Raw genomic sequence first — 24,829 nt, 5'->3', positions numbered from 1 at the left:
TGGAATGACCTGATGTATTCAAATTCAGATGATCAAGCAAATAAACCGCTTCTTACAGGCACACGTTTGCGTTCTTACGCTTTTGCACTGCTAACACGTAAGGAATATGCAAAGGCAGAGTTGATCGAAAAACTCAGTCTATATGCGCAGGATCGCGATGAAGTTCTAGCCTTGGTTGAAGAGCTATCAGAGCGTCAATACCAGAGCGATCAACGTGTAGCTGAAATGGTATTGTCTAGCCAAATACGCAAAGGCAAAGGCCCAAATCGAATTAAACAGGCACTCAAGCACAAACAACTGGATAGCAATTTAATTTTAGAAGATATTCAAGACGTTGATTGGTTTGAGCAGGCTTATCAGCTAAAAGTTAAGAAATTTGGAACTCAGATAGAAAAAGATCCGAAACAAAAAGCCAAACAAATTCGATTTTTGCAATATCGCGGTTTTGATATGAATGTGATTATGAAAGCGATTAGTCGAACGACTGAAGAAGAGTAATTGGTGGTAACCCTACTAGCAAAACCTCGGCACATCATAGATCTGCTACCGTTGCTACCTTCCGGTCCTGGCGGGGTTCACAGAGTACAATTGCGAAGCCACCAGCAGGGCTACCATTGCAAGAACAGAGTATAGAGATTTTTAAATGTGTTGCAAGTGCTATCTCAAATTTTCCTGCGGTTTTCGTTTCAATTGACTAAATCATCAACAAATTTAAGGATTTGTTTATTTTTCATCTTTCTACTTGGCTATAAAAGCATTCTTTTCAAACTCAAAGCCAATACCATTTCATCGCTTTATTTCTTGAGTGAAATTAATTTTGTCAAACAGCATCAAAAATGAAAATGCTAAAATATTGTAATTACTTATTGCAATTCTATGGCGGGGGGTTTTTAATGGCATTTGCTTTCAATTTGTTTTTTATGACTGAATGAATAAAAAACAACTGCTTGACGTTCTATTTAAAATTATGGATTGTGGCTTATGCTAAAAAAGCATTCTTTATTCGCGATTACCCTACTTTGTGGTTCTTCTATTTACGCTAATGTTCCGATTGAATCCCGTGGATTAAGCCAATCTAACTCTGGATCAACGTCAGTTGTAAATGATCAACCTGTCGCGACCAATCTTAACTGGCAGTTGATGCAAAAAAATCAACAACTTGAAAATGATATCCGTACATTGCGAGGACAACTGGAAGAACAAGCTCATTCGATTGATCAGCTAAAAAAAGACTTGGCTAACCGCTATACTGATCTGGATCAACGTCTGGAGCTACTCCATCAAAAAGTAGATCCGGATAGTGCTGCAACTGATGAAAATGCAACAACTGATGCAAATGGTGCCGCACCAGTAGCCAGTGAAAATACACAAGCTCCTATAAATGCAACTCCTCAACAAACACCTGTCGCACCAGTGGCTCAAACGAATCAGCAGCCCGCTCCTGCTACAAGCTCAACAAGCAATACAAATTCAGCATCAGCATCGTCAGAAAATAAAGACTCAACAGAATTAGACAAAGCAGCATATACCGTTGCGCTTGATGCGTATAAACAAGGCGGTGCTAAAAAAGCAATTGCACCAATGGAAAACTTCATTAAGAATCATCCAAATAGTATCTACACACCAAATGCTTATTTTTGGCTGGCTGAGTTTCATTTAGCAACAGATCCTGTCAATTATGCTCAAGCCAAAAAGAATTATCAGATTGTCGCTGATAAATATCCAACATCAAGCAAAGCACCGCGTTCTTTATATCAGTTATATAGCATTGCAAAAGATGTAGATCACAAAGCTGCTGTAGCTACACAATACAAAAACAAACTACTTGCCAGCTATCCACAGTCTGAAGAAGCCGGTTTTGTTAGAAAATAGCATCACTTAAAAACGAAAAAGACACATTTCAAATGTGTCTTTTTTATTTCAATAAGATACTTAACTAACGAATAATACCGCGTTTGGATGATTCAACTGAATCAATCAACAATTGAACTTCAGATATTTCTGGCAAAATTTCAGTACGAATTTTATCTAGTGCTTGTTCGGTGGTTAGACCCGATTTATAGATAATTTTGAAAGAATCACGTAAGCCATTGATCACATTTTTTGACCAACCTTTGCGACGCATACCTTCAACATTCATCCCAAACGCATGCGCTGGATTACCTGAAACCATCACATAAGCAGGCACATCTTTTAAAATTAAAGATGCCCCACCCACCATACTATAAGAATCAATCTTACAAAACTGATGAATTCCTGAGTTTCCACCCACGACCACATAGTCACCGATGTGCACATGGCCAGCCACACCGACATTGTTGGCAAAAATATTATGATCACCCACCACGCAGTCATGAGCAATATGTGTATTCACCATCAGTAAATTATGGCTACCCAATTTGGTCAGACTATTATCCTGAATGGTGCCACGATGCAAACTACAATGTTCACGAATGCGGTTATGATTACCAATTTCAAGCCAAGTTTCTTCGCCGTTATATTTTAGATCTTGGCAAATCTCACCCACACTCGCGAACTGAAAAATTTCATTATGTTCACCAATCCGTGTGAAACCACCAATCACGACATGTGAATGAAGCTTAGTCCCTGCACCGATGCTCACATTAGGCCCAATGACACAATAAGGTCCAATTTGAACATCTGAAGCAATTACTGCAGATGAGTCAATAATAGCGGTTGAATGAATGAAGTCGTTATTACTCATGCCTGCTCTGTTATCTGGTGCGAAATCATAATTTCAGCGGTCGTTGCTACAATACCATCCACTGTGGCTGTACAATTATATTTGTAAATGCCACGTTTTTGCATCACCAACTCAGACTTTAAGACGAGCTGATCTCCTGCAACAACCTGTTTTTTAAACCGTACTTTCTCCGCTCCAGCAAAAAGGAACAAAGAACCCGCTTTTGGTTTTTGATTATTCATGATAAAACCAAGAACACCTGAAACTTGAGCCAAAGCCTCTACAATAAGTACGCCTGGCATAATTGGATATTCAGGAAAATGTCCTTGTAAAAATTCTTCATTGATTGAAACGTTTTTATAACCAACAATAGAATTTTCAGTTACTTCAACCACACGGTCAACCAGTAAAAATGGATAACGATGTGGCAGATATTCACGAATAGTTTGAATATGCATTGGCAATTCAGGGATCGTAAACGCGGGAGTGTTGGACTCAGTCATCATATTTCTATTTACGCAATTTAAAGGTTGATTCAAGAGACTCTATTTGAGCCTGCATATGATCGAGTCGTTTGAGTATTTGGGTCAATGGCACATCTGCTAATTGTCTAAAGCGAACAATCGTGCGTTTCCACTGACTATTTTCAAAAAGTCCTGTTCCTGAAGAATAGGTTCCTGCTTCAAAAATACTTTTTGTGACCATTGACATTCCTGTAAGTGTCACATTATCAGCAATGTTTAAATGCCCTGCAAGTCCACACGCCCCACCAATGATACAGTTTTTGCCAATAGTGGTACTCCCTGCAATTCCCGTTTTTGCAGCAATCGCCGTATTTGTGCCAATGTGAACGTTATGCGCGATTTGCACAAGGTTATCAATAATGACGCCGTCTTCTAAAATTGTATCGTCCAAAGCCCCGCGATCGATACTACAATTTGAACCAATTCGAACATCATTTCCAATTTGAACTGAACCTAGTTGAGCAATACGATGCCATTTTCCCTGATAGGGTGCAAAACCAAAACCTTCACCACCGACCACTGAATTGGCATGAATTCGAACACGATCCTTAATTTTGGTCTCACCTGTTAAAGTTACGTTCGAATCTATAAAGCAATCTTTACCAACTTCAACGAAATCATTCAACGTAGAGTTTGCCAAAATAACGCTACCATCACCAACCACACAGTTCTCACCAATCACCACATAATGACCAATATAAGCACGATCTGAAATAATGGCAGACGGATGGATTTGTGCAGTACTTTCAATTCCAATGGATTCAATTTTCTTTTCAAAAACATGAGTCAATTGAGCAAAAGCAAGGTAGGGATTTTGAACTACAATAAAATTTTGATGTTGCGCTAACTGTTGTTTTAATTCAGCTGGAACAATCAATGCACCTGCTTTCGAGACTTGTGCTGCTTCGAGATATTTGTCGCCATTCACAAATGAAATCTGGTTTGGATGTGCGTGTTCGAGACTTGCAAGTCCAGTCAGAGAAAGGTCTTTATGACCAAAAGACTCACCTTGAACAAGATGAGCCAAGTCTTCTAAACGATAACTACGTGCTTTCATTGATTATTTAATTGCATTAACCTTTTGAATCATTTTATCAGTTAAATCGTTCTTAGCGTCATAGGCAACCGCAGCATTTTTATTCAAAATGAAGTCTAAATTGTTTTCTTGACGAAGTTGTTCACCCGCTTGTTTCACACGAGTTTCAAAAGTGTTGTTCATGGTTTGTAAAGTACCTTGAACACGAGTCTGCAAACCTTGCTGGGTCGAGTTGAATTCGCTTAATTTGGTCTGATATTGCTGATTAAGTTTTTGAACATCAGCTTCTTTCATATTACGACCTTCAGTTTCCGCTTTTTGACGTAATGCATCTAGCTCTTTACCAAGCTGTTCTAGTTTGGTTGTCGTCGGTTTAACTGACTGATTTAAGCTTGCATTTTGTTGCTTAAGATAGCTACTGCTATCGACAACTTTTGCTAAATCAACAAAACCCACACCTGCGGCTTGTGTCAATCCAGAAATAGACAAACCCATACCCAATAAAACTGCTGTTAATTTATTCATTTTGATTTCCTTATACAGGAGTATTTCAACAATTAATTATTTGAACAAAGACCGTACTAGAAAGTACGGCCGATTTCAAACTGAATTTCCTTGGTTTCATCACCATCTTTATCATTTAATGGGAATGCATAACTTAATGACAGAGGACCAATCATGGTAATCCACGTAAAGCCAACACCCACACTATAACGAAGATTACTTAAATCCAGATTATAGTTATCTTTACAGTATTGTTTTGCGTCTACAGGCGTTTTAGAACCATCTAAATATAAGTTACCTGAGGCAGTCTTACATTGAGTATCAAAAACCTGACCACCTTCTGCAAATATTACAGGTCGTACCTGACGTGCCCAGTCCCCTTTAAATGGAATAGGTAAAGCAAGCTCAGTACCAAATTGTACTAAAGCATTGCCACCGACTTCCTCAGGATCCCAATCACGCGTTTTACTCTCGTTATAAGTCACACCTGGATATTTAGGTCCCAGTGTATTGACATCATAACCACGTACCGAACCGTAACCACCTGCAAAGAAGTTTTTATAAAACGGCAAATCATTACCATAACCGAATTTACCGTAGCCACGAAGTACAAAATCATGACCTAATGGGAAATAAGCCTGAGTATCAAACGTGGCTTTTTGATAATCAACGTCGCCACCTGGTAAACCAACTTCAAGATTTAAACGATGATACATACCCGATGTCGGGAAGATTGGGCGGTTAAGTGTATTATAAGACCAACCTAAATTCAGGTTGTAAGTAAAGAATTCACCTTCAAACTCATTATCGTATGGTAGCATCTGACCAGTACTGCCATTGGATGCTTTACATTCGTATTCGTTTGTATCTGCATTAAGTACATAATCACCATCACAGTATGACCCCTGACCTGTTGCCTTACCGCCATTTTTAAGCAAGTAATCTCGAACATAGGTTGACACATAAGGGCCTGTGGTAACTTTGGTATTATCCACACCAATCGATGCACTCACATTCTGGTTTTCATCAATTGGATAACCAAAACTTAAACTACCACCGATACTGTCAGTCACATAGTTACTGACGTTATAGTCATCATTCAGTTTGGTTTTACGATAATAGACGTTATAACCACGACTCACACCGTCAATAGTGAAATACGGGTCAGTCACACTCAGGTTATAGTAATCCTGTGTTTCAGAGCGTGATAAATCAATTGCAACACGGTTACCTGTACCCAAGAAGTTCGTCTGACTTAAGCCTGCCTGAAATGTTACACCGCCACTTTGAGAGTAACCAACTGCAAGTGTAGTCGTTCCAGAATGTTGCTCTTCAACATTGACATTCAAATCAACTTGATCAGGCGAATTGGGCACACGAACAGGTTTCACATCAACAGTTTTAAAGAAACCTGTACGCTCTAAACGCACTTTTGAAAGATCAATTTTTTCATTACTTGCAAGTGCGCCTTCCATTTGACGCATTTCACGACGTAGAACCTCATCAGCAGTTTTACTGTTTCCAGAGAAGTTGATGCGTCGTACTGTCACCTGCTGCCCTGGATTGATATAGTAATTCATATCAACCGTGCGGGTTTCGTTATTAATTTGCGGAACCACGTTTACATCAGCAAAGTAATAGCCAGCATTTCCGTATTTACGCAACAATAACTGCTTCACCGCATTTACTTTTTCTTGTGAATAAGTGTCGCCATCTTTATAAATTTTTAATGCCTGTAATTCTTCTGGCTTATACAGCGCATCACCTAAAAATTTAGTTTCACCAAACTTGAACTGCTGACCTTCATCAACAGAAACTTCAATAAAGATATGCTTTTTATCTTCACTAATATTGAGCTGTGAATTATTGATATTAAAGTTGATGTAGCCTTTATTCAAATACAAAGCACGTAATGCTTCAAGACTGGCCGCCATTTTCTCGCGGGCATAGCGATCATTACGAGTAACAATAGAAGCCCAGCCAGATTCTTTGACTGCAAAAGCTTGTTTAATGTCATCATCACTAAATACAGTATTGCCAATAATATTAATATCAAAGACTTTTGCAGGCTTACCTTCATAAAATTCGATGGTTAAATCTACACGGTTATTTGGGCGAGCTGTCGTAGTGACCTTGATGTCCGCATCATAACGACCTTGCTGTGTATATTGTTGCTCAAGTTCTGTTTCAAGAGTTTGCAAAGAAGATTTTTTAAGAACTTCTCCTTCGGCAACGCCCATTTTCTTTAAGCCGTCTTGCAGAGCTTCTTTGGGAATGAGCTTGTTGCCTTTAAATTCAATTTTTGAAATAACAGGACGCTCTACAACCTTAAAGACCAAAATATCATTTTGCTTATAAGTTTGAATATCATCAAAAAGACCAGTCGCATAAAGCGTACGAATGGCATCAGCAATGGTTGGATCGTCGACACGATCGCCACTGTTTATCGGCAACATGGTATAAACATTTGCAGGAGTGAGGCGAACTAAACCTTCGACTTTGATATCTCGTGCAATGAAGTCATTCGCTGCATATGCTTGTTGTACTGCCGCCATAGCACTAACAAGTGCCAAAGGCATTAATAAATGTGTGTGCCGCATGCCAGATTTTTCCAGTAAGTTAATTTTTCCATCTAAACGTTATAAACGCATAAAATCATTAAAGAGAGCCAAGAGCATCATACTGCCGAGCAGTACCATACCAATTTTTAAGCCCATCATTTGTATTTGTTCGGAAACAGGTTTACCGCGAATTGCTTCGATAAAATAATAAACCAAATGTCCACCATCCAACATAGGGATCGGCAATAAATTTAAAATTCCAAGACTTACACTCATCAATGCCATAAACGAGATAAACGTTTGCCATCCCATTTCAGCACTTTGTCCAGCAACTTTAGCAATAGTAATTGGGCCTGATAAATTTTCAAGTCCAATTAAACCTCTAAACATTTTAACGATCGAGTTTAAAATCATGCCAGAAATTTGAGTGGTTTTATCCACTGCCATCACTAAGGCCTGAGCTGGATTATATTGAATCGTTTGTTTGTAGTCGTTAGGAATATTGACTTTAGCAGGGTTACTTTGCACACCAAGCATACCAGTGGTATTGCCCATATTGTCACGTTTACCTTGCGGCATGACTTGCAAATGAACCATTTGCCCATTACGAAGCACATCAATATTCAGCAGTTTTTCAGGGGACTTCTGCACGACATCAACCACATCAAACCAGTCATTCATTTTAATGCCATTGATAGAAAGGATTTGATCGCCAACCTTCATCCCTTGACGAATAGCAGCACCATCCTCACTGAGCTGATGAATCACCGCAGGCATTTGAGGACGATAGGGTAAAAATCCAAGAATATCTAAAGCAGACTGTGATTGATCTTTGAGAAAATTATGAATAGGAAGCGCAACACTCTTTTGAGTGCCGTCACGATCTACGGTCATCAAAATTTGACCTGTTTCACCCGCTCGGTCAACCAGAGCAAAATTTAACTTTTCCCATGTAGGTGTTTGCTCTCCATCTACAGTTAACACTTTATCACCCACATGCAAATCGACTTGCGCGGCAGGTGTATTAGGCAAAACTTTGCCTATACGTGTATTTAACTGTTCTTGAGATGGAAGAAATAAAATCCAGAATAAAACGATAGCAAACAATAAATTAATCAGCGGCCCTGCTGCGACGATCGCAATTCTTTTCCACGGAGATTGGCGATTAAACGCATAAGGTAAATCAGCTTCAGCAACATTACCTTCACGTTCATCCAGCATCTTGACATAACCACCCAGTGGCAATGCTGAAAGTTGATACTGAATCTCTGATTTTTTCGATGTCCATTTTAGCAAAGTTGGACCAAAACCAATCGAATAAACCAAAACCTTGACACCCAGCTTACGTGCCACCCAATAATGTCCAAACTCATGTATGGCAATCAGAGGCCCCAGCAACAGAATTGCTGCAACAATGATAAATAAAATATTCATGTTCAGCCTCCTGCGCTAGCCACAAACTGATGCGCAACATCACGGGCTAATCGATCTGTATCCAAAATAGCTTCTATACTCTGTGCCGAACCATTTTGCACGTGATTAAGCGTATGCTCAACCACTTCTGGAATCGTAGTAAACTTTATTTTCAAATTTAAAAATGCCGCAACCGCAATTTCATTTGCCGCATTTAAAATCGTCGGTGCGAGACCACCATCACGCATGGCTTGACGAGCCAAATTTAATGCAGGAAATTTTTGAGTATCGGGTTGCTGAAAATTAAGATGTGAATGTGTAAACAAATCAAGTGCAGGAACATGCGTGTCCAATCGCTCAGGCCATGCTAATGCATGTGCGATCGGCGTACACATATCAGGATTTCCCATTTGCGCCAAAGTTGAACCATCAATATATTGAACCATTGAATGAATAATACTTTGTGGGTGGATTACAACTGTAACAAAATGTTCAGATATTGAAAACAAATGACACGCTTCAATCAACTCCAAACCTTTATTCATTAAAGTTGCAGAATCAACAGAAATTTTTTGTCCCATAGACCAATTTGGATGCTTACACGCCTGCTGTGGCGTCACCGCATGTAATTGTTCAAGCGTATGATTTAAAAATGGACCACCTGAGGCCGTCAGTAAAATCTGCCACACCCCCAACTGGGGCTGACCATTACGCTCAATATTTAAATAATTCTGCGGTAAAGACTGAAAAATTGCATTGTGCTCAGAGTCGACGGGTAACAATAATGCATGATGATCTCGTGCCGCTTGCATCATGATTTCACCAGACATCACCAATGCTTCTTTATTGGCAAGCAACACTCTTTTACCTGTTTTGATTGCAGCCAGTGTAGGCAACAACCCTGCTGCTCCAACAATTGCAGCCATGACAATATCAACCTGAGAACTTTCAGCAACAGTAATTAAGCCTTGTTCCCCAGCCAATATCTCAATATCAAAAACACCCAATGCAAGCAATTCGGCACGCAGTTCATCAACTTTTGATTCAGGTACAACTGCAATTTTAGGCTGATACTGTTTGCATATTTGAGCCAGTTCTTTGATACGACTATAAGCTGTTACAGCAAAAAGTGTATATTTATCTGGATGACGATCCAATATTTTTAACGTACTTTGACCAATTGAACCCGTCACACCAAATATACAAACAGATTGAGTCATTTATAGATCTACGCCAATAAGTTTTAATAGATACATGCCCGCTGCAAAGATAGGCGCTGCTGCAAGTAGAGAGTCGATACGATCTAACACACCACCATGGCCCGGCAAAATACGCCCAGAATCCTTAATACCAGCACGACGCTTAATCATAGACTCGAACAAATCACCCAACACTGAAGCAAAAACAGTCACCACAGACAAAATTAGAAACAGCAAATGCTGGGCAAATGTTAAGTTAAGATAATTGACCTGCACCACAATAATAATAATGATCGCAAGCCCTATCCCACCAATCAATCCTTCAACCGATTTATTTGGACTCACTGTTGGTGCTAGCTTATTTTGACCAAACTTACGCCCAACAAAATAAGCACCTGAGTCCGCTCCCCATACCAACAGGAACAAATACATCAACCACCATGGCGAACTTTGCCAAACTTCAAAAATTGCCGTAACTGCCGCACTGACCAGTATCAGCCCAAGAAGATAAAGCGAAGCGTTGTACCAGCCATCGTATTCAGGATAAGCCTTGACCCAAAAACTGCTCACCAGCCAAGTGAGTATTGATGCACACCATAATAGGATTGCAACTTCATTATAATAAAGCGCCAGCGCAGATATTAGCGCGACGATCAGTCCATAAGCCCACGCTTTCGGTTTAAATAATGCCGTATCTCTAGGCATGAGTTTAAACCATTCATAGCCAGCCACCCCTGCGGCTACAATCATTAAGCCAAACATTGGATAGTGAGAACTGGTTGCAAACATACAAGTAAGTACTACCGCTACCAATACCAATGCGGTAATTATCCGCTCTAACATTTATTAATTCTCAATTTTCTCTTGGTGGATTTGTTCAGAAGTCTTACCAAAACGACGTTCGCGTCCTGCAAACACATCTAAAGCACGATCAAATTCTTTTACAGAAAACTCAGGCCAGAGTGTCTCGGTAAAATACAATTCAGCATAAGCAGCCTGCCAAAGCAGGAAGTTGGACAAACGATAATCACCGCCTGTACGAATCAGCAAATCAACAGCCGGCAGATTATTTAAACTAATCCGCTGATTAAAAAGTGCAGCATCTATTTGATCTACACCTAATACGCCTGCTTTTACGTCTTGTGCAATGTGCTTTGCTGTATGGGCAATATCCCACATCCCACCATAACTGATCGCAATAGTCAGCGTCATGCTGTCAAAACTAGCAGTCTGCTGTTCTGCATGCAACATCAATTCACGTAAATGTGGAGATAGACGAGAACGATCACCAATAAACTGCAAGGCAATATTAAATTTTTCCATTCGTGGTAACTGTTCATGAATCGTCTCTTCCAGCAATTTCATCAATAAATCGACTTCATACTGTGGACGATTCCAGTTTTCGCTGGAAAATGCAAATACGGTTAATGCCTGAATCCCTTTGTTACGACAATGCTCAACAATTGGATCTAGACTATTTTTGCCTTCACGATGCCCATCTCCTTTTTGCATTTGATTTTTTTTAGCAAAACGGTTGTTGCCATCCATAATGATAGCAACATGTTGCGGAAGATGAAGCTCTTCTGAAGCGGTCATAAAATTAGACCTTCATCAATTCAGCTTCTTTTGCTGCCAAACGTTTATCAACTTCGGCAACATATTTATCGGTGATTTTTTGAATATCATCACCTGCACGACGCTCATCATCTTCAGAAATTTCTTTGTCTTTTAGCAGTGATTTGATATCACCTAATACATCACGACGGATGTTACGAATGGCAACTTTGGCATTTTCAGCTTCTGAACGCGCCACTTTTTGCATATCACGGCGTGTTTCTTCAGTTAAAGCTGGTAAAGGTACACGGATTGCATCTGCTGTAATCGGGTTTAAACCCAAATCACTTTCACGAATTGCTTTATCAATTGCCGAAACCATTGTACGTTCAAATGGCTGAACAATAAGAGTACGTGAGTCTTCAATACCCACGTTTGCCACCTGATTCAATGGAACATCCGAACCATAATAAGAAACCATTACACCGTTTAGAATGGATGGATGAGCACGGCCAGTACGCACTTTCGCAAAACCTTGCTCTAAAGATTCAAGGGTTTTTTGCATGCGTTGTTCGCTGTCTTGTTTGAGATCGTTAATCATATGATCTTCCTTACTTATTCATTCAAGGTGTAATTGCTAAATTAGTCGAGTAGTATAAAGAGCTTTCTAGGTTACGTACATTAATTCGTAACATGAGTTCCTTCTTTTTCGCCCATCACCACAGATAATAGTGCGCCGGCTTTATTCATATCGAAAACTTGCAACGGTACATTATGGTCACGACACAGACAAATGGCAGTTAAATCCATCACACCCAACTTTTCATCAAGCACTTGATCAAAAGTTAAATGATCATATTTTACCGCATCATCATATTTGCTTGGGTCTTTGTTATATACGCCATCAACTTTGGTGGCTTTCAAAATCAAATTGGCTTCAATTTCAATCCCACGTAAGCAAGCCGCTGTATCTGTGGTGAAGAATGGGTTACCTGTACCTGCCACGAATACACATACTTCGCCCTGACTTAAATGGCGAATCGCATCACGGCTCGAATAAGATTCAACCACTGTGCCGATTGAGAGTGCAGACATCAAACGTGTCTTGATATTACGACGAACCAGAGCATCGCGTAGTGCCAAGCCATTCATCACCGTTGCCAGCATACCCATCTGATCGCCCGTTACACGACCCACCAGACCATCTTTTTGTAATTGGCTACCACGGTACAAGTTTCCACCACCAACAACGATACCCACTTGCACACCCAAGCCAACCAAGTGAGCAATTGACAATGACATTTGATCAAGCACTTGTGCATCGATTCCCATGTCTTTATTGCCCGACAATGCCTCACCAGAAAGTTTAAGTAGAATACGTGAGTAACGGGGGCTATTAGAATCCGCCATGGTAAGCTCCAAAAAACAATGTGTTAAAAATAAATTTTGTTTGTTGCAACATCAATCATCAAGCTGATTTGATTGTAATCAACTTTGCAAATAAATCGTATTCATCTGCATCAGTAATTTCGACTTCAAGTAAATCACCTGACTGGATTTTTGATTTATCAATATCTTCCACAAAGACGTTGCCATCAATTTCAGGCGCATCAGCATAAGAACGTGCAACCGCAACAGGATATTCATCTTCCAGACTATCGACTAAAACAGTCATGGTTTGACCAATCCGTTTTTGCAATTTAGCCGCCGAGATGGTCTGCTGAACCTGCATGAAACGTTCATAACGCTCTTGCTTAATTTCTTCAGGTACATGATCTGGCAAGTCATTGGCTGTTGCACCTTCTACTGGTGAATAAGTAAAACAACCGACTCGATCAAGCTGTGCTTCTTGCAACCAATCTAAAAGAATTTGAAAATCTTCTTCGGTCTCACCTGGAAAACCCACTACAAAAGTTGAGCGAATCACCAAATCTGGACATTTTTCACGCCATGTTTTGATACGTTCAAGGGTATTTTCACTATGAGCTGGTCGCTTCATCAATTTTAAGACGCGCGGACTGGCATGCTGAAAAGGAATATCAAGATAAGGAAGAATTTTACCCTGAGCCATCAAGTCGATGACTGCATCGACGTGTGGATATGGATAAACATAATGCAAACGCACCCAGATTCCTAATTGACCGAGTGCCTCACACATATCATAAAACTTGGTTTTTACAGGCTGACCATTCCAGAAATCAAGCTTGTACTTGGTGTCTACACCATAAGCAGAAGTATCCTGAGAAATGACTAAAACTTCTTTAACACCCGCGCGCTTAAGCGCTGCTGCTTCTTCAAGCACTGAACCGACAGGACGTGAAACTAAATCACCCCGCATACTTGGAATGATGCAGAAGGTACAGCGATGATTACAGCCTTCCGAAATTTTTAAATAAGCATAATGTTTTGGAGTGAGTCGAATGCCTTGTTCAGGTACCAGATCGACAAAAGGATTATGTTTCGGTGGCGCAGGCACATATTCATGTACCGCTTCCATCACATCCTGATAGGCCGCCGCACCTGTGACTTTTAAAACATTGGGATGCATTTGACGAATTTTATCTTCATCTTTACCCAAACATCCCGTCACAATCACACGACCATTTTCACTCATGGCTTCGCCAATCGCATCTAATGATTCTTGTACCGCAGATTCAATAAAACCGCAGGTATTGACTACAACCAGATCAGCACCATCATAATCTGATGCGACCTGATAACCTTCAGTACGTAACTGAGTTAAAATTCGTTCAGAATCTACCAATGCCTTAGGACAACCTAAAGATACAAAACCGACTTTGGGGGACTTCATGAATCTGCGCTCCACTAGAATCCGCGTATTGTATGACGTTTCTCGCAATAAAAACAGGTGGAATATGCACAGTTCGCTTAATGCACCAAAATACAACCAATATTTTTATTAAAAACAACTATTGCACCATTATGATTCAATTTAAGATGCCATCTAACCCAACTTGTTTTTAAATCGATCATAATTTGTCTATTTTGCTCATTTTTAATACAAGCTTAAGAACAAGTTCTTTTACGCAAAAAGTTGGCTTACATTTTGCTTAACTTATGTCCCATTACAGGGAAAAACTGGATTAAATGAAAATGTCATTGCGCTATTTTAAGACAGGAAACATTTTCTAATGGATCAAAGAGAGACCATTGACTATCGGCTTTTGGTCGATAACCTTACTACTGCCATATTATTGGTCGATAGCGACCTGAATATTTTTTATCTCAATTCTTCTTGTGAAGCGTTGTTTGATATTAGCTTATTACGTGCATCAGGTTTGCCTGTGCTTAACTTATTACATTCACCGAATGATAGCTTCAATACTCATGAAGCACTCATCAATACACTACACTCAGGGCAACATTACACACGACGCGAAGCAATAATCAGTGTGAATTTTAAGGATATTCATGTCGATTATTCAGTTTCAGCGCTCAATACAGGCAAAAATTATCATCCGCTACTATTAATAGAACTCAATCCAATTGATCGGATGCTTAAAATTTCTAAAGAAGAAAATTTGATACAACAACATCAGGTTGCCCGTCAGCTCATTCGTGGTATTGCCCATGAAGTCAAAAATCCCTTAGGTGGGATTCGTGGTGCAACTCAATTACTGGCACGTAGCTTAAATGATCCAAAATACGAAGAATTTACCGATATCATTATCAATGAAGTCGATCGCTTAAGAAATCTGGCCGATACCATGCTCGGTTCACGACAGTTGCCAAGCTATGAAGATGTCAATGTACATGAACCTTTGGAACGGGTGCGCTCTCTGGTGGCCAATCAAACCAAGAAAAAAATTAAAATCACTCGTGATTATGATTTATCACTGCCAGATGTCAAAGCAGACCGTGATCAACTGATTCAGGTCATGCTCAATATTAGCGTGAATGCTATTCAAGCGATGACAGAAAATAAAGAATTTTTTGTGGATCATGAACCTGAGCTGATTTTAAGAACCCGTATTCAACGCCTTGTCACCATTAATGGTTTATTAAACCGATCCGCAGTTCGTGTCGACATTGAGGATAATGGTCCTGGTGTGCCACAGGATATTTTAGAGTCTGTGTTCTATCCTTTAGTCACAGGACGAGCCAAAGGCACAGGACTTGGCTTAAGTATTGCACAGAACATTATGCATCAACACAACGGAATGATTGAATGTCAGTCCGTGGCTGGAAAAACTACATTTAGCTTATATTTACCTTGGGAGTCAGACCGTGTCGCGAAATAAAATATGGGTAATTGATGATGACCGCGCCATGCGCTGGGTACTGGAAAAAACATTCAAGGAAGAAGGTTTGGATGTGACCAGTTTTGAAGAAGCGCAGACGGCATTAGACCAATTGGCTGAAGATGCGCCTGATGTAATCCTCACTGACATTCGTATGCCCGGTATTGATGGTTTGACCTTCTTAGGGAAAGTCAAAAATAATTATCCAGATCTACCTGTCATTATTATGACGGCACATTCCGATCTTGAGTCTGCGGTATCAAGCTATCAGACAGGTGCTTTTGAATATTTGCCAAAACCGTTTGATATTGATGAAGCGTTGGCATTGGTTCATCGCGCCATCTTGCATGTCAATAAACTCCAGCAGCAAGAAGCAGCTAAAACCACGACACCAGTTCAATCCACCGAAATTATTGGTGAATCCCCTGCGATGCAGGAAGTGTTTCGTGCCATTGGACGCTTATCACAATCCCACATTACAGTATTAATTAATGGTGAATCAGGTACAGGTAAAGAACTGGTTGCACATGCACTACATAAGCATTCACCACGTAGTAGCAAACCTTTTATTGCGCTAAATATGGCTGCAATTCCAAAAGATCTAATTGAAACTGAACTTTTTGGTCATGAAAAAGGTGCTTTTACTGGCGCGAACACCCAACGCCAAGGTCGTTTTGAGCAAGCTAATGGCGGTACGCTGTTCCTTGATGAAATTGGGGATATGCCGTTTGAAACGCAAACACGTTTACTACGTGTACTTGCTGATGGCGAATTTTACCGTGTTGGTGGGCATATTCCGGTACGGGTTGATGTCCGTATTGTCGCTGCAACTCATCAGGATCTGGAAAAACTGGTGAATGAAGGACGTTTCCGCGAAGACTTGTATCATCGCCTAAATGTCATTCGCATTCATATTCCAAAACTGGCACATCGTAGCGAAGATATCCCCATGCTGGCACAGCACTTTTTGGCACGTGCGGGTAAAGAACTCGGTGTTAGCCCTAAAATTTTACGTCCAGAAACTACAGATTATATGCAGCAGCTGCCATGGCCAGGTAATGTTCGTCAACTCGAAAACACCTGTCGCTGGCTGACGGTGATGATTACTGGACGTGATGTTTATCCAGAAGACCTCCCTTCTGAGCTCAAACAAATTCCAATTCAAAAATCAGGCGAACAGGCCACAACCGCAGCGGGTGTAGATCGCATTTCATTGCACCACTGGGATGAGTTATTGGGTCAATGGGCGATTCAAAAACTAAAAAATGGCGAAATGAAAATTTTAGATATCGCCACCCCAATGTTTGAACGCACTCTGATCAATGCTGCGTTACAACAAACCCGTGGTCGTAAACGCCATGCAGCCGAGTTACTCGGTTGGGGACGTAATACGCTTACACGCAAATTAAAAGAACTCGGTATCGCGGCTGAAGATGATGCCGAAGAGGAAGCTGAAATATAAAATAGCAATCTTAAATATAGTAAAGGGCAGCTAAATGGCTACCCTTTACTATGGGAGAAAATATGACATTACGCCACTTGAGGATAATGAATCGATTTACCTGCAATCAATTCATTAATAGCGTTGCTATTAAAATCAAGCTCAAGAATATGATTTTCAGCAATGATGCGATATTTTGAAATCAAAGGTTGTGCACCATAAGCTGTTTCAATGACATATTCATCTGCAATATTTAAGATCCCTTCAAGATTTGTACTGGTCGAAGCAAAGTCATGGTTAAACAAATCATAGATTTCATGAAGATTGTAAGTTTCACGCAAATGTTCTGGATGTTTTCTTACTTCACCTTCAAGAAACAACACGAGCTTATGCGCAAAAAAATAATAATTTGGTTTATGGCTATACTCGAGATTCATCTTGATCTACTCCTTAAAGGTTTATCATTCATTTTTATGTCACCATTTATTTTTAAAAATTTTAGCTTAATTTTTTCTTAAGAATCATGATTAATTATACAAATTCTCACAATATGAAAAATCGATAAATATAAACCAACTCTTTTAGTTGGATTAAATTCATTAAAAAACAAAAAGATAATTTTCCTCTTACATATTTGTAATTTAATCAAAATTTTCATTTGTTACAATTCAGCAATAATTATCAAAATTGAATTTGAAAAATGAAGAATCAATATGCCGACTTAGTGATTGTAGGAAGTGCAAATGTTGACCAGATTTTAAATGTTGATGATTTTCCTGTGGCTGGACAAACCCTTACAGCTAAAAATTATAAAGTTGCTTTTGGTGGGAAAGGAGCAAATCAAGCAGTAGCTGCTGGCCGCAGCGGTGCTAATGTTGCCTTCATTGGCTGTGTTGGTGATGACGAGTTTGGCAATAATATAAAAACCCAACTTCAAAAAGATCATGTCAATGTACAGGCGCTGCAAAATGTCGTTCATCAAAATACTGGCGTTGCTTTAATTTTTGTTAATCAACATGCCGATAATTTTATTGGTATCCATGCTGGAGCAAATGCAGCGCTCAGCGTGGATTATGTCAATCAACATAAAAACCTGATTCAACATGCCAAAATATTATTATTACAACTGGAAACACCTATCGAAAGCGTGATCACCGCAGCAACTATTGCTAAACATTCTGGCATAAAGGTTATTCTGAATCCCGCGCCTGCTCAAGCCTTAGCGCCAGAATTTTTAAACCTGATTGATATCATTACACCCAATGAAACAGAAGCAGAACAATTAACAGGCGTGAAGATTAACAATCTGGATGACGTACAAAATGCTGCACATATTCTTCACCAATACGGAATTAAAACGGTTGTCATCACCTTAGGTGCTCAAGGTGTTTGGTTAAGTGAGTTTGATCAAGGACAATTAATTCCTGCTTTTAAAGTAGATGCCGTCGATAGCATTGCAGCTGGAGACACTTTTAATGGCGCGTTTGCAACAGCATTGCTGGAAGGTCAATCAAATCAGCAAGCTGCCAAATTTGCCAATGCAGCAGCTGCAATTGCTGTGACTCGATATGGCGCACAACCTTCTATTCCCTACCGCTCTGAGATTGAAGCATTCTTATAAATCCAATTAAAAAACTTAAAAAGTAAAATCGATTTTTATACACAGGATAAAATTAATCCATGAAAACTCAATTACATCGTGGGCGACTCATTGATCACATCCAACTTGTTGTTCATGACTTAGAATTAAGCCAAAATTTTTATAGTGCTATCATGAAAGTTTTGGATATTCCAATCATCACAACATCTGAAGATTTCTTTTGGGCTGATGAACTGGTGGTATCTTCAATAAATAGCCCTGCTGCCCAAGGCATATTGACTGGGCGACATCATCTAGCTTTTCAAGTGAAAGATCGTACTACTGTAGATAATTGTTATCAAGCTGCCCTTGCTCATAAAGGCAAAGACAATGGCAAACCAGCTGAACGGACTTACCATCCAGAATATTATGCAGCGTTTGTCATTGATCCAGATGGGAATAACATAGAATTTGTGTATCACGGAGAAGCTCAACGCAGTACATCTTCTGTCATCATTGAATTTTAAAATTTAAAATAAATAAAAAGCAATGAGCATGCTTAAAGTCACCCTTACTTGAAACATACTCATTGCCTCATCAAAGCCATCACCCTAATGCCTTTGATTTATAAAATAATTTTACCTTTAACTAATAAGAAATAATTCCTTAATTGTTTCAAATTTTCTATGTCAGTCGGCATAAAATTCCTTTATATTGGACTTTAATAGAATATTTTCCTTTGGTTTAAGTTTTGAACAGTACAGAACACACACTAGACCGTATTGATCGGAAAATTTTATCTGCGTTACGTCAAAATGGCAGACTGACGATTGCACAACTTTCAGAACAGGTTGATTTATCTTCCTCTCCTTGTTGGACACGTTTAAAACGGCTAGAAACTTTAAAAATCATCGATGGATATACGGCTAATATTAATCCAAAGGCAATTGGGATTAAGGATTTATTTTTTATTGAAATTACGCTAGAACGCCATGATGATGAGATGCTTGAACAGTTTAGTCAGGCGTTGGCAGATATTCCCGAAGTGATTGAAGCGCATTTGGTAACAGGTGAATATGATTATCTGGTCAAAGTCGCCGTGAAGGATGCTGAACACTATGAGCGTTTTTTAAGAAAGAAACTTTACTCAATCAAAGAAATACGTCATACCCGCTCTACCTTTGCCTTACGTCCGCTTAAATCTGCAAACTCGGCAGATTTTATGATGATTGAATAAGTTTAAGATATTTACTGCAATGCTATCAAAGTTATGATTTAATACACCCAGTTTGAGATGAGCCTCATACAGTATATGACTTGATTCATATACGACTAGCCCCTTTAATTAGGGGCTTTTTATTAGACCTGTTTGCAAGAGTAGTTTTAAAATCCATCCTTTTGATCAGTCTATAGCTAAGTACTAAGAAGGCTAACAAACAGACTCCTCTGTAAAATATCATTTCATAAGCTTTTAAATGTAGTAGTAAGTTACGTAATCAGCCATATTTCATTCATGCTTAAGCCGAGCAAGTGAAGAATGCGTACTTCCAAAGGCAGGGTTAAACTTACTAGCTTGCTCTAGATTAAGTAAATTAATTTTTAGCTTATTAGAATGAGATTTTCCAAAGACATCAAAAACTTTTACTTTAATCTTTACTTTCCCATTTAAATATAAAGGATACTGCGCCCCCCAACTTTCAGGCTGCTCAAAATAAACAATACCATTTACTGCTTTACCAATATTTAAAAATTTATCAACTTGCATAGGTAATAAACTATTCTTCTGTGTCAAAAAAGGGAATATTTTTACGTTATCATTTCCTATATCTACACGAAAATCCTCACTTATTACTGTTTCATGCTTAAGCCAGAACCAGCCAATTTTATATTTAAGCCAATTGATACTAAATGGTTCTAAATCCCAATGATAACCTATATATATTTTTTGTATGCTAGATGGTGCCGAACCGATATTTGATATATTCAGATAAAGTGAAAATGCTGTTGTATGCACATCATGACCAAAACACTCTTTCCCTGTATTAAAGGTACAGCAAAACGAAGGCCCATCTATTAAATCAATTTTAAATTTTGGCTTTTTCTGTAATGCACTAAATATTCCAGATATCCAACCTAATAAAAGTGTAATTATAAAAATAGCTATACTAATAATACCTTGATTATCATTTAGAAGCTTTATTACATCTACTATTTTAAAATTAAACATCAAATCAAGTCCAAAAGATAAGGGCCGATTACTCGACCCTTATCTTTACTCATTTAAACTTAATAATCAAATTATTAAGTTAACTGAGCCGCAGCAATTTTCTTGGTATCTACAGTGTTTGCAGCATCTGTATATTCGCCCATCTTGTCGAAGTTCAAATATTTATAGATGTCAGCCGACATGCTGTCGATTTGAGCAGCATACTGTTGATATTCTTCTGGGCTTGGAAGTTTACCAAGTACAGCAGCAACAGAAGCAAGCTCAGCAGAAGCAAGATAAACATTTGCACCCTGACCTAGACGGTTCGGGAAGTTACGAGTAGAAGTCGATACACAAGTGGTATTTGGTGCTACACGTGCCTGGTTACCCATGCAAAGTGAACAACCTGGCATTTCTGTACGTGCGCCAGCTTTACCATAGATGTTATATAGACCTTCTTCCATCAATTGGTGTTCATCCATACGTGTTGGAGGAGCTAACCAAAGACGAGTTGAAAGTGAACCACCCGGTACTTTATCTAAAAGCTGACCCGCTGCACGGAAGTGACCAATGTTAGTCATACAAGAACCGATGAATACTTCATCAATCTTGTCACCTTGAACTTCAGAAAGAAGTTTTGCATCGTCTGGATCGTTCGGACAGCAAAGAACAGGTTCTTTAATGTCAGCAAGATCGATTTCATAGACTTTGGTGTATTCAGCATCAGCATCAGCTTTAAGAAGTGATGGATTAGCCAACCATTTTTCCATGTTTTCGATACGACGCGCCATCGTACGAGCATCGCCATAACCTTGTGAAATCATCCATTTCAACATGGTAATGTTAGAACGCAAGTATTCAGCAACTTTCTCCTCAGAAAGTGTAATCGCACAGCCCGCAGCAGAACGTTCAGCAGATGCATCAGACAATTCAAATGCTTGCTCAACAGTCAGGTCAGTTTCCATTTCAGTCAAATCGATCTCAAGGATACGACCAGAGAAAATGTTTTTCTTACCTTTTTTCTCAACAGTAAGATCGCCTTCCTTGATTGCATAGTAAGGAATCGCATGTACAAGGTCACGTAAAGTGATACCCGGTTGCATTTTACCTTTGAACTTCACAAGGACAGATTCAGGCATATCCAGTGGCATTACACCAGTCGCTGCTGCAAACGCAACAAGACCAGAACCTGCTGGGAATGAAATACCAATTGGGAAACGTGTATGCGAGTCACCACCAGTACCAACGGTATCAGGCATTAACATACGGTTTAACCAAGAGTGAATAATACCATCACCCGGACGAAGCGACACACCACCACGGTTCATGATGAAGTCTGGTAGTGAATGTTGCATTTGTACGTCAACTGGCTTTGGATATGCAGCCGTGTGACAGAAAGACTGCATCACTAGATCAGCTGAGAAGCCTAAGCACGCTAAGTCTTTCAACTCATCACGTGTCATTGGACCAGTCGTATCTTGAGAACCAACAGTTGTCATTTTAGGTTCACAGTAAGTACCCGGACGAATCCCTTGACCTTCTGCAAGACCACAAGCGCGACCTACCATTTTTTGAGCTAGAGTAAAACCTTTACCCGTGTCAGCAGGTTGTACTGGTGTACGGAATAATTCAGAAGCAGGAAGACCAAGAGCTTCACGTGCTTTAGTCGTCAAACCGCGACCGATGATGAGGTTGATACGACCACCCGCACGTACTTCATCAAGAAGAACAGGTGTTTTAAGTTCAGATTCAGCGATTTGCTGGCCGTTTTTGAACGCTGTAACTTTCGCAGCAGCATGGTCAATTTTCAGTGTAATTTCATCGCCCATGTTCATGTCAGAAACATCGATTTCAACAGGAAGTGCGCCTGCATCTTCCATAGTGTTGAAGAAAATCGGTGCGATTTTTGAACCTAAGCAGTAACCACCGTCTTTTTTGTTCGGGATGTGTGCAATTTCATCACCAAAGAACCAAAGCACAGAATTCGTTGCAGACTTACGAGAAGAACCTGTACCAACAACGTCACCCACATAAGCAACTTGGTTGCCTTTTGCGATAAGGTCTTTAATTTGGTTAAGTGGCCCAACTTCACCTGGTTTTTCTGGGTTAATCCCATCACGCTCGTTTTTCAACATTGCATTTGCGTGTAATGGGATATCTGGACGGCTCCATGCGTCTTGGGCTGGAGACAAGTCATCAGTGTTGGTTTCACCAGTAACTTTGAAAACAGTTAGCTTGATTTCTTCAGGAACATCTTTGCGGCTAGTGAACCATTCAGCATCTGCCCAAGATTGTAAAACAGCTTTTGCATTGGCATTGCCCGATTTTGCTTTATCAGCAACGTCATGGAACGCATCAAATACAAGAAGAGTCTTTTTCAATGCTTCAGCCGCTAAACCACCAAGTTCAGCGCTATCAAGCAAATCAACTAAAGGAGCGACGTTATAACCACCAAGCATTGTGCCAAGTAAGTAAACTGCACGTTCTTTAGAAACTAATGGAGATGTCGCTTCACCTTTTGCAACTGCTGACAAAAATGCCGCTTTTACATAAGCAGCTTGGTCAACACCCGCTGGAACGCGGTTTTCAAGCAAGTCCACAAGAAAAGCTTCTTCACCTGCTGGTGGATTTTTTAGCAATTCAACCAAATCAGCAGTTTGCGCATCATCAAGTGGCTTCGGTGGGACTCCGAGTGCGGCACGTTCTGCAACGTGTTGGCGGTAAGCTTCTAGCACAGTGTTATTCCTCTTTTTTAAAAAATTATTTGCAATTCCTGCCTAGCAAAGCTTTGCAAATAATATGGACAGCAAAATTTTACTAAAAATCAAGTCAAAAGTTAATGCAAGCGCCGTGTTTCTTCGTGATTCTCATTATTTTATAGCGAAATAGTACTTGACAGTTCGCTATAGAAAAACGAGGGAAAGACAGGCGATAACTGAGTCACTTGGCTTTGCCATGATTTAGATCAATAAAAAAGGCAACCCATGTTGCCTGATTTTGTTGAGAAAAACTATAAAACCTTAGTGGACTGTGGTGGTTTGTAAATATTGATTTAATGCGTCCCGATTTCCCTCAAATTTAATCTGGACTTCGTCTTCGTGTAACATTGCATGATCAGCGCTCGCAAATGAGATCGTAACCTCATAAAGTCTAGCCTTTTCATCAATGACTTCCTTGATATAAACTTTATCGCCTACACTTAAGACGTAACTACTACCGCCGATGACCGCAACACCTTTGGTGTCTTCGAGCAACAAATCAGCATTATGCAGATAAGCAACAACTTCCATCTTTGCTCTCCTATCGTATAATTATTCGTCAATTTATTATTCTTTATTTTTATACAATTATCTATATCAAGCTTTTAAAAATACTCAATAACTTTGTAACTGCTCAATATTGATTATGAATCCATCAATTAAAAAAAACCGCTCACTTAGAACGGTTTATAATGGGGCATTTTGTCATGCGGTGTTGCGATACACTGCTCTGTAGTTTGCTTACGAATATTTTCTCGTGCTTCATCTGGATTATTTTGAAGTTGTGCAATTGGTAATGCATAAACTTCATCAATAATTTTTAAGATAAATGTACGAGTAATTTCATCTTCAATTTTCTTTGCGTGTTCAACAGCTTGGTTTTTTTCGATTGCATTTTGACGATCAAGCATAATTGAACGCGCCGCATTGCCCATACTCGTACAATAGCCATGCCATTGTTCTTCAGGCGTTAAGGGTTTCTTTTCACTACAGCCTGCAAGTACAACACCTAAAACAAGAAACAGAACTTTTTTCATCATTAGACTGAACTTAATCTGATGGCATCATCATACTGAATATTGTCATA

Annotated in this window: 24 protein-coding genes and 1 other RNA gene; 7 read left to right on the top strand and 18 right to left on the bottom strand. The window is 39.5% G+C overall.

The features are described 5' to 3' along the window. The first annotated feature begins 12 nt into the window (after positions 1–12). Entirely contained in the window at positions 13–498 is a 486-nt protein-coding gene (locus tag J500_RS04220) for a regulatory protein RecX (protein ID WP_004998127.1), read from the top strand. Between the two features lie 10 nt (positions 499–508). Here J500_RS04220 and ffs read toward each other — a convergent pair. Further along, positions 509–605: signal recognition particle sRNA small type (gene ffs / locus J500_RS16970), an RNA gene on the bottom strand. Positions 606–981: 376 nt separating this feature from the next. Between ffs and J500_RS04215 the strand changes: the two genes are divergently transcribed. Next, the gene (locus tag J500_RS04215) at positions 982–1,872 is read left to right on the top strand and encodes a YbgF trimerization domain-containing protein (protein WP_004998132.1); all 891 of its coding nucleotides are present in this window, start codon (positions 982–984) and stop codon (positions 1,870–1,872) included. Between the two features lie 64 nt (positions 1,873–1,936). Here J500_RS04215 and lpxA read toward each other — a convergent pair whose 3' ends face one another. From lpxA to rimO, 12 genes are all read right to left on the bottom strand, one after another. After that, entirely contained in the window at positions 1,937–2,725 is a 789-nt protein-coding gene (lpxA, locus tag J500_RS04210) for an acyl-ACP--UDP-N-acetylglucosamine O-acyltransferase (protein WP_004998133.1), read from the bottom strand. Next, positions 2,722–3,207 (bottom strand): 3-hydroxyacyl-ACP dehydratase FabZ, encoded by a 486-nt coding sequence (gene fabZ, locus J500_RS04205; protein ID WP_119686670.1) that lies wholly within the window; start codon positions 3,205–3,207, stop codon positions 2,722–2,724. The genes lpxA and fabZ overlap by 4 nt, the downstream gene beginning before the upstream one ends. A gap of 7 nt (positions 3,208–3,214) precedes the next feature. Further along, entirely contained in the window at positions 3,215–4,285 is a 1,071-nt protein-coding gene (gene lpxD, locus J500_RS04200; RefSeq protein WP_004998136.1) for a UDP-3-O-(3-hydroxymyristoyl)glucosamine N-acyltransferase, read from the bottom strand. A gap of 3 nt (positions 4,286–4,288) precedes the next feature. After that, entirely contained in the window at positions 4,289–4,789 is a 501-nt protein-coding gene (locus tag J500_RS04195) for an OmpH family outer membrane protein (protein WP_004998137.1), read from the bottom strand. Positions 4,790–4,845: 56 nt separating this feature from the next. After that, complete coding sequence (bamA, locus tag J500_RS04190; RefSeq protein ID WP_004998138.1) at positions 4,846–7,368, bottom strand: outer membrane protein assembly factor BamA; 2,523 nt, start codon at positions 7,366–7,368, stop codon at positions 4,846–4,848. Between the two features lie 39 nt (positions 7,369–7,407). Beyond that, entirely contained in the window at positions 7,408–8,763 is a 1,356-nt protein-coding gene (gene rseP, locus J500_RS04185) for an RIP metalloprotease RseP (RefSeq protein ID WP_004998141.1), read from the bottom strand. A 2-nt stretch (positions 8,764–8,765) separates the two neighbouring features. Beyond that, a complete protein-coding gene (ispC, locus tag J500_RS04180) occupies positions 8,766–9,962 on the bottom strand; it encodes a 1-deoxy-D-xylulose-5-phosphate reductoisomerase (RefSeq protein WP_004998143.1) in 1,197 nt (398 codons plus the stop codon). Beyond that, entirely contained in the window at positions 9,963–10,784 is an 822-nt protein-coding gene (locus J500_RS04175) for a phosphatidate cytidylyltransferase (RefSeq protein WP_005004584.1), read from the bottom strand. 3 nt (positions 10,785–10,787) lie between these two features. Beyond that, the gene (gene uppS / locus J500_RS04170) at positions 10,788–11,537 is read right to left on the bottom strand and encodes a polyprenyl diphosphate synthase (RefSeq protein WP_004998147.1); all 750 of its coding nucleotides are present in this window, start codon (positions 11,535–11,537) and stop codon (positions 10,788–10,790) included. A gap of 4 nt (positions 11,538–11,541) precedes the next feature. Further along, the gene (frr, locus tag J500_RS04165; RefSeq protein ID WP_004988020.1) at positions 11,542–12,096 is read right to left on the bottom strand and encodes a ribosome recycling factor; all 555 of its coding nucleotides are present in this window, start codon (positions 12,094–12,096) and stop codon (positions 11,542–11,544) included. Positions 12,097–12,176: 80 nt separating this feature from the next. Then, positions 12,177–12,905, bottom strand: coding sequence for a UMP kinase (pyrH, locus tag J500_RS04160; protein ID WP_004988022.1), 729 nt, complete (start codon positions 12,903–12,905; stop codon positions 12,177–12,179). 58 nt (positions 12,906–12,963) lie between these two features. Beyond that, on the bottom strand, positions 12,964–14,307 hold the full coding sequence (gene rimO / locus J500_RS04155; protein WP_004998149.1) for a 30S ribosomal protein S12 methylthiotransferase RimO: 1,344 nt from the start codon (positions 14,305–14,307) through the stop codon (positions 12,964–12,966). Between the two features lie 340 nt (positions 14,308–14,647). Here rimO and glnL point away from each other — a divergent pair, with 340 nt between their 5' ends. Both glnL and glnG read left to right on the top strand, forming a co-directional pair. Further along, positions 14,648–15,757 (top strand): nitrogen regulation protein NR(II), encoded by a 1,110-nt coding sequence (glnL, locus tag J500_RS04150; protein WP_004998155.1) that lies wholly within the window; start codon positions 14,648–14,650, stop codon positions 15,755–15,757. After that, on the top strand, positions 15,744–17,219 hold the full coding sequence (gene glnG, locus J500_RS04145) for a nitrogen regulation protein NR(I) (protein ID WP_004988027.1): 1,476 nt from the start codon (positions 15,744–15,746) through the stop codon (positions 17,217–17,219). Before glnL ends, glnG begins: the two co-directional genes overlap by 14 nt. Positions 17,220–17,287: 68 nt before the next feature. Here the strand turns inward: glnG and J500_RS04140 are convergent, their stop codons facing one another. After that, positions 17,288–17,635, bottom strand: a complete 348-nt coding sequence (locus J500_RS04140) for a hypothetical protein (RefSeq protein ID WP_004988028.1) — start codon at positions 17,633–17,635, stop codon at positions 17,288–17,290. A 263-nt stretch (positions 17,636–17,898) separates the two neighbouring features. Between J500_RS04140 and rbsK the strand changes: the two genes are divergently transcribed. From rbsK to J500_RS04125, 3 genes are all read left to right on the top strand, one after another. Then, positions 17,899–18,819 (top strand): ribokinase, encoded by a 921-nt coding sequence (rbsK, locus tag J500_RS04135; protein WP_004998159.1) that lies wholly within the window; start codon positions 17,899–17,901, stop codon positions 18,817–18,819. Positions 18,820–18,878: 59 nt separating this feature from the next. Then, positions 18,879–19,304 (top strand): VOC family protein, encoded by a 426-nt coding sequence (locus J500_RS04130; RefSeq protein WP_004998161.1) that lies wholly within the window; start codon positions 18,879–18,881, stop codon positions 19,302–19,304. Positions 19,305–19,528: 224 nt separating this feature from the next. After that, positions 19,529–20,014, top strand: coding sequence for an Lrp/AsnC family transcriptional regulator (locus J500_RS04125; RefSeq protein ID WP_004998162.1), 486 nt, complete (start codon positions 19,529–19,531; stop codon positions 20,012–20,014). A 270-nt stretch (positions 20,015–20,284) separates the two neighbouring features. Here J500_RS04125 and J500_RS04120 read toward each other — a convergent pair whose 3' ends face one another. The 4 genes from J500_RS04120 to J500_RS04105 all read right to left on the bottom strand — a co-directional run bounded on the left by J500_RS04120 (position 20,285) and on the right by J500_RS04105 (position 24,779). Beyond that, positions 20,285–21,004 carry a hypothetical protein gene (locus J500_RS04120; protein WP_004998164.1) on the bottom strand — a complete coding sequence of 240 codons (720 nt, stop codon included), beginning with the start codon at positions 21,002–21,004 and terminating at the stop codon, positions 20,285–20,287. Positions 21,005–21,078: 74 nt separating this feature from the next. Next, entirely contained in the window at positions 21,079–23,718 is a 2,640-nt protein-coding gene (locus tag J500_RS04115) for a bifunctional aconitate hydratase 2/2-methylisocitrate dehydratase (protein ID WP_004998165.1), read from the bottom strand. A 285-nt stretch (positions 23,719–24,003) separates the two neighbouring features. Beyond that, entirely contained in the window at positions 24,004–24,273 is a 270-nt protein-coding gene (locus tag J500_RS04110; RefSeq protein WP_004998167.1) for a hypothetical protein, read from the bottom strand. Positions 24,274–24,419: 146 nt separating this feature from the next. After that, entirely contained in the window at positions 24,420–24,779 is a 360-nt protein-coding gene (locus J500_RS04105; protein ID WP_171063837.1) for a hypothetical protein, read from the bottom strand. Positions 24,780–24,829: the final 50 nt, after the last annotated feature.

The organism is Acinetobacter sp. 479375 (assembly GCF_000581715.1).
Lineage (GTDB): Bacteria > Pseudomonadota > Gammaproteobacteria > Pseudomonadales > Moraxellaceae > Acinetobacter > Acinetobacter ursingii.
This window is presented reverse-complemented; position numbering and strand designations above follow the sequence as displayed.

Bases quoted from the DNA above. Each gene is read 5' to 3' on its own strand.
- J500_RS04195 (WP_004998137.1), bottom strand. From the start codon at position 4,789: ATGAATAAATTAACAGCAGTTTTATTGGGTATGGGTTTGTCTATTTCT.
- rbsK (WP_004998159.1), top strand. From the start codon at position 17,899: ATGAAGAATCAATATGCCGACTTAGTGATTGTAGGAAGTGCAAATGTT.
- lpxA (WP_004998133.1), bottom strand. From the start codon at position 2,725: ATGAGTAATAACGACTTCATTCATTCAACCGCTATTATTGACTCATCT.
- J500_RS04120 (WP_004998164.1), bottom strand. From the start codon at position 21,004: ATGTTTAATTTTAAAATAGTAGATGTAATAAAGCTTCTAAATGATAAT.
- frr (WP_004988020.1), bottom strand. From the start codon at position 12,096: ATGATTAACGATCTCAAACAAGACAGCGAACAACGCATGCAAAAAACC.
- J500_RS04110 (WP_004998167.1), bottom strand. From the start codon at position 24,273: ATGGAAGTTGTTGCTTATCTGCATAATGCTGATTTGTTGCTCGAAGAC.
- J500_RS04140 (WP_004988028.1), bottom strand. From the start codon at position 17,635: ATGAATCTCGAGTATAGCCATAAACCAAATTATTATTTTTTTGCGCAT.
- glnL (WP_004998155.1), top strand. From the start codon at position 14,648: ATGGATCAAAGAGAGACCATTGACTATCGGCTTTTGGTCGATAACCTT.
- uppS (WP_004998147.1), bottom strand. From the start codon at position 11,537: ATGACCGCTTCAGAAGAGCTTCATCTTCCGCAACATGTTGCTATCATT.
- bamA (WP_004998138.1), bottom strand. From the start codon at position 7,368: ATGCGGCACACACATTTATTAATGCCTTTGGCACTTGTTAGTGCTATG.
- fabZ (WP_119686670.1), bottom strand. From the start codon at position 3,207: ATGACTGAGTCCAACACTCCCGCGTTTACGATCCCTGAATTGCCAATG.
- lpxD (WP_004998136.1), bottom strand. From the start codon at position 4,285: ATGAAAGCACGTAGTTATCGTTTAGAAGACTTGGCTCATCTTGTTCAA.
- J500_RS04130 (WP_004998161.1), top strand. From the start codon at position 18,879: ATGAAAACTCAATTACATCGTGGGCGACTCATTGATCACATCCAACTT.
- ispC (WP_004998143.1), bottom strand. From the start codon at position 9,962: ATGACTCAATCTGTTTGTATATTTGGTGTGACGGGTTCAATTGGTCAA.
- rimO (WP_004998149.1), bottom strand. From the start codon at position 14,307: ATGAAGTCCCCCAAAGTCGGTTTTGTATCTTTAGGTTGTCCTAAGGCA.
- rseP (WP_004998141.1), bottom strand. From the start codon at position 8,763: ATGAATATTTTATTTATCATTGTTGCAGCAATTCTGTTGCTGGGGCCT.
- J500_RS04215 (WP_004998132.1), top strand. From the start codon at position 982: ATGCTAAAAAAGCATTCTTTATTCGCGATTACCCTACTTTGTGGTTCT.
- J500_RS04220 (WP_004998127.1), top strand. From the start codon at position 13: ATGTATTCAAATTCAGATGATCAAGCAAATAAACCGCTTCTTACAGGC.
- J500_RS04105 (WP_171063837.1), bottom strand. From the start codon at position 24,779: ATGAAAAAAGTTCTGTTTCTTGTTTTAGGTGTTGTACTTGCAGGCTGT.
- J500_RS04175 (WP_005004584.1), bottom strand. From the start codon at position 10,784: ATGTTAGAGCGGATAATTACCGCATTGGTATTGGTAGCGGTAGTACTT.
- pyrH (WP_004988022.1), bottom strand. From the start codon at position 12,905: ATGGCGGATTCTAATAGCCCCCGTTACTCACGTATTCTACTTAAACTT.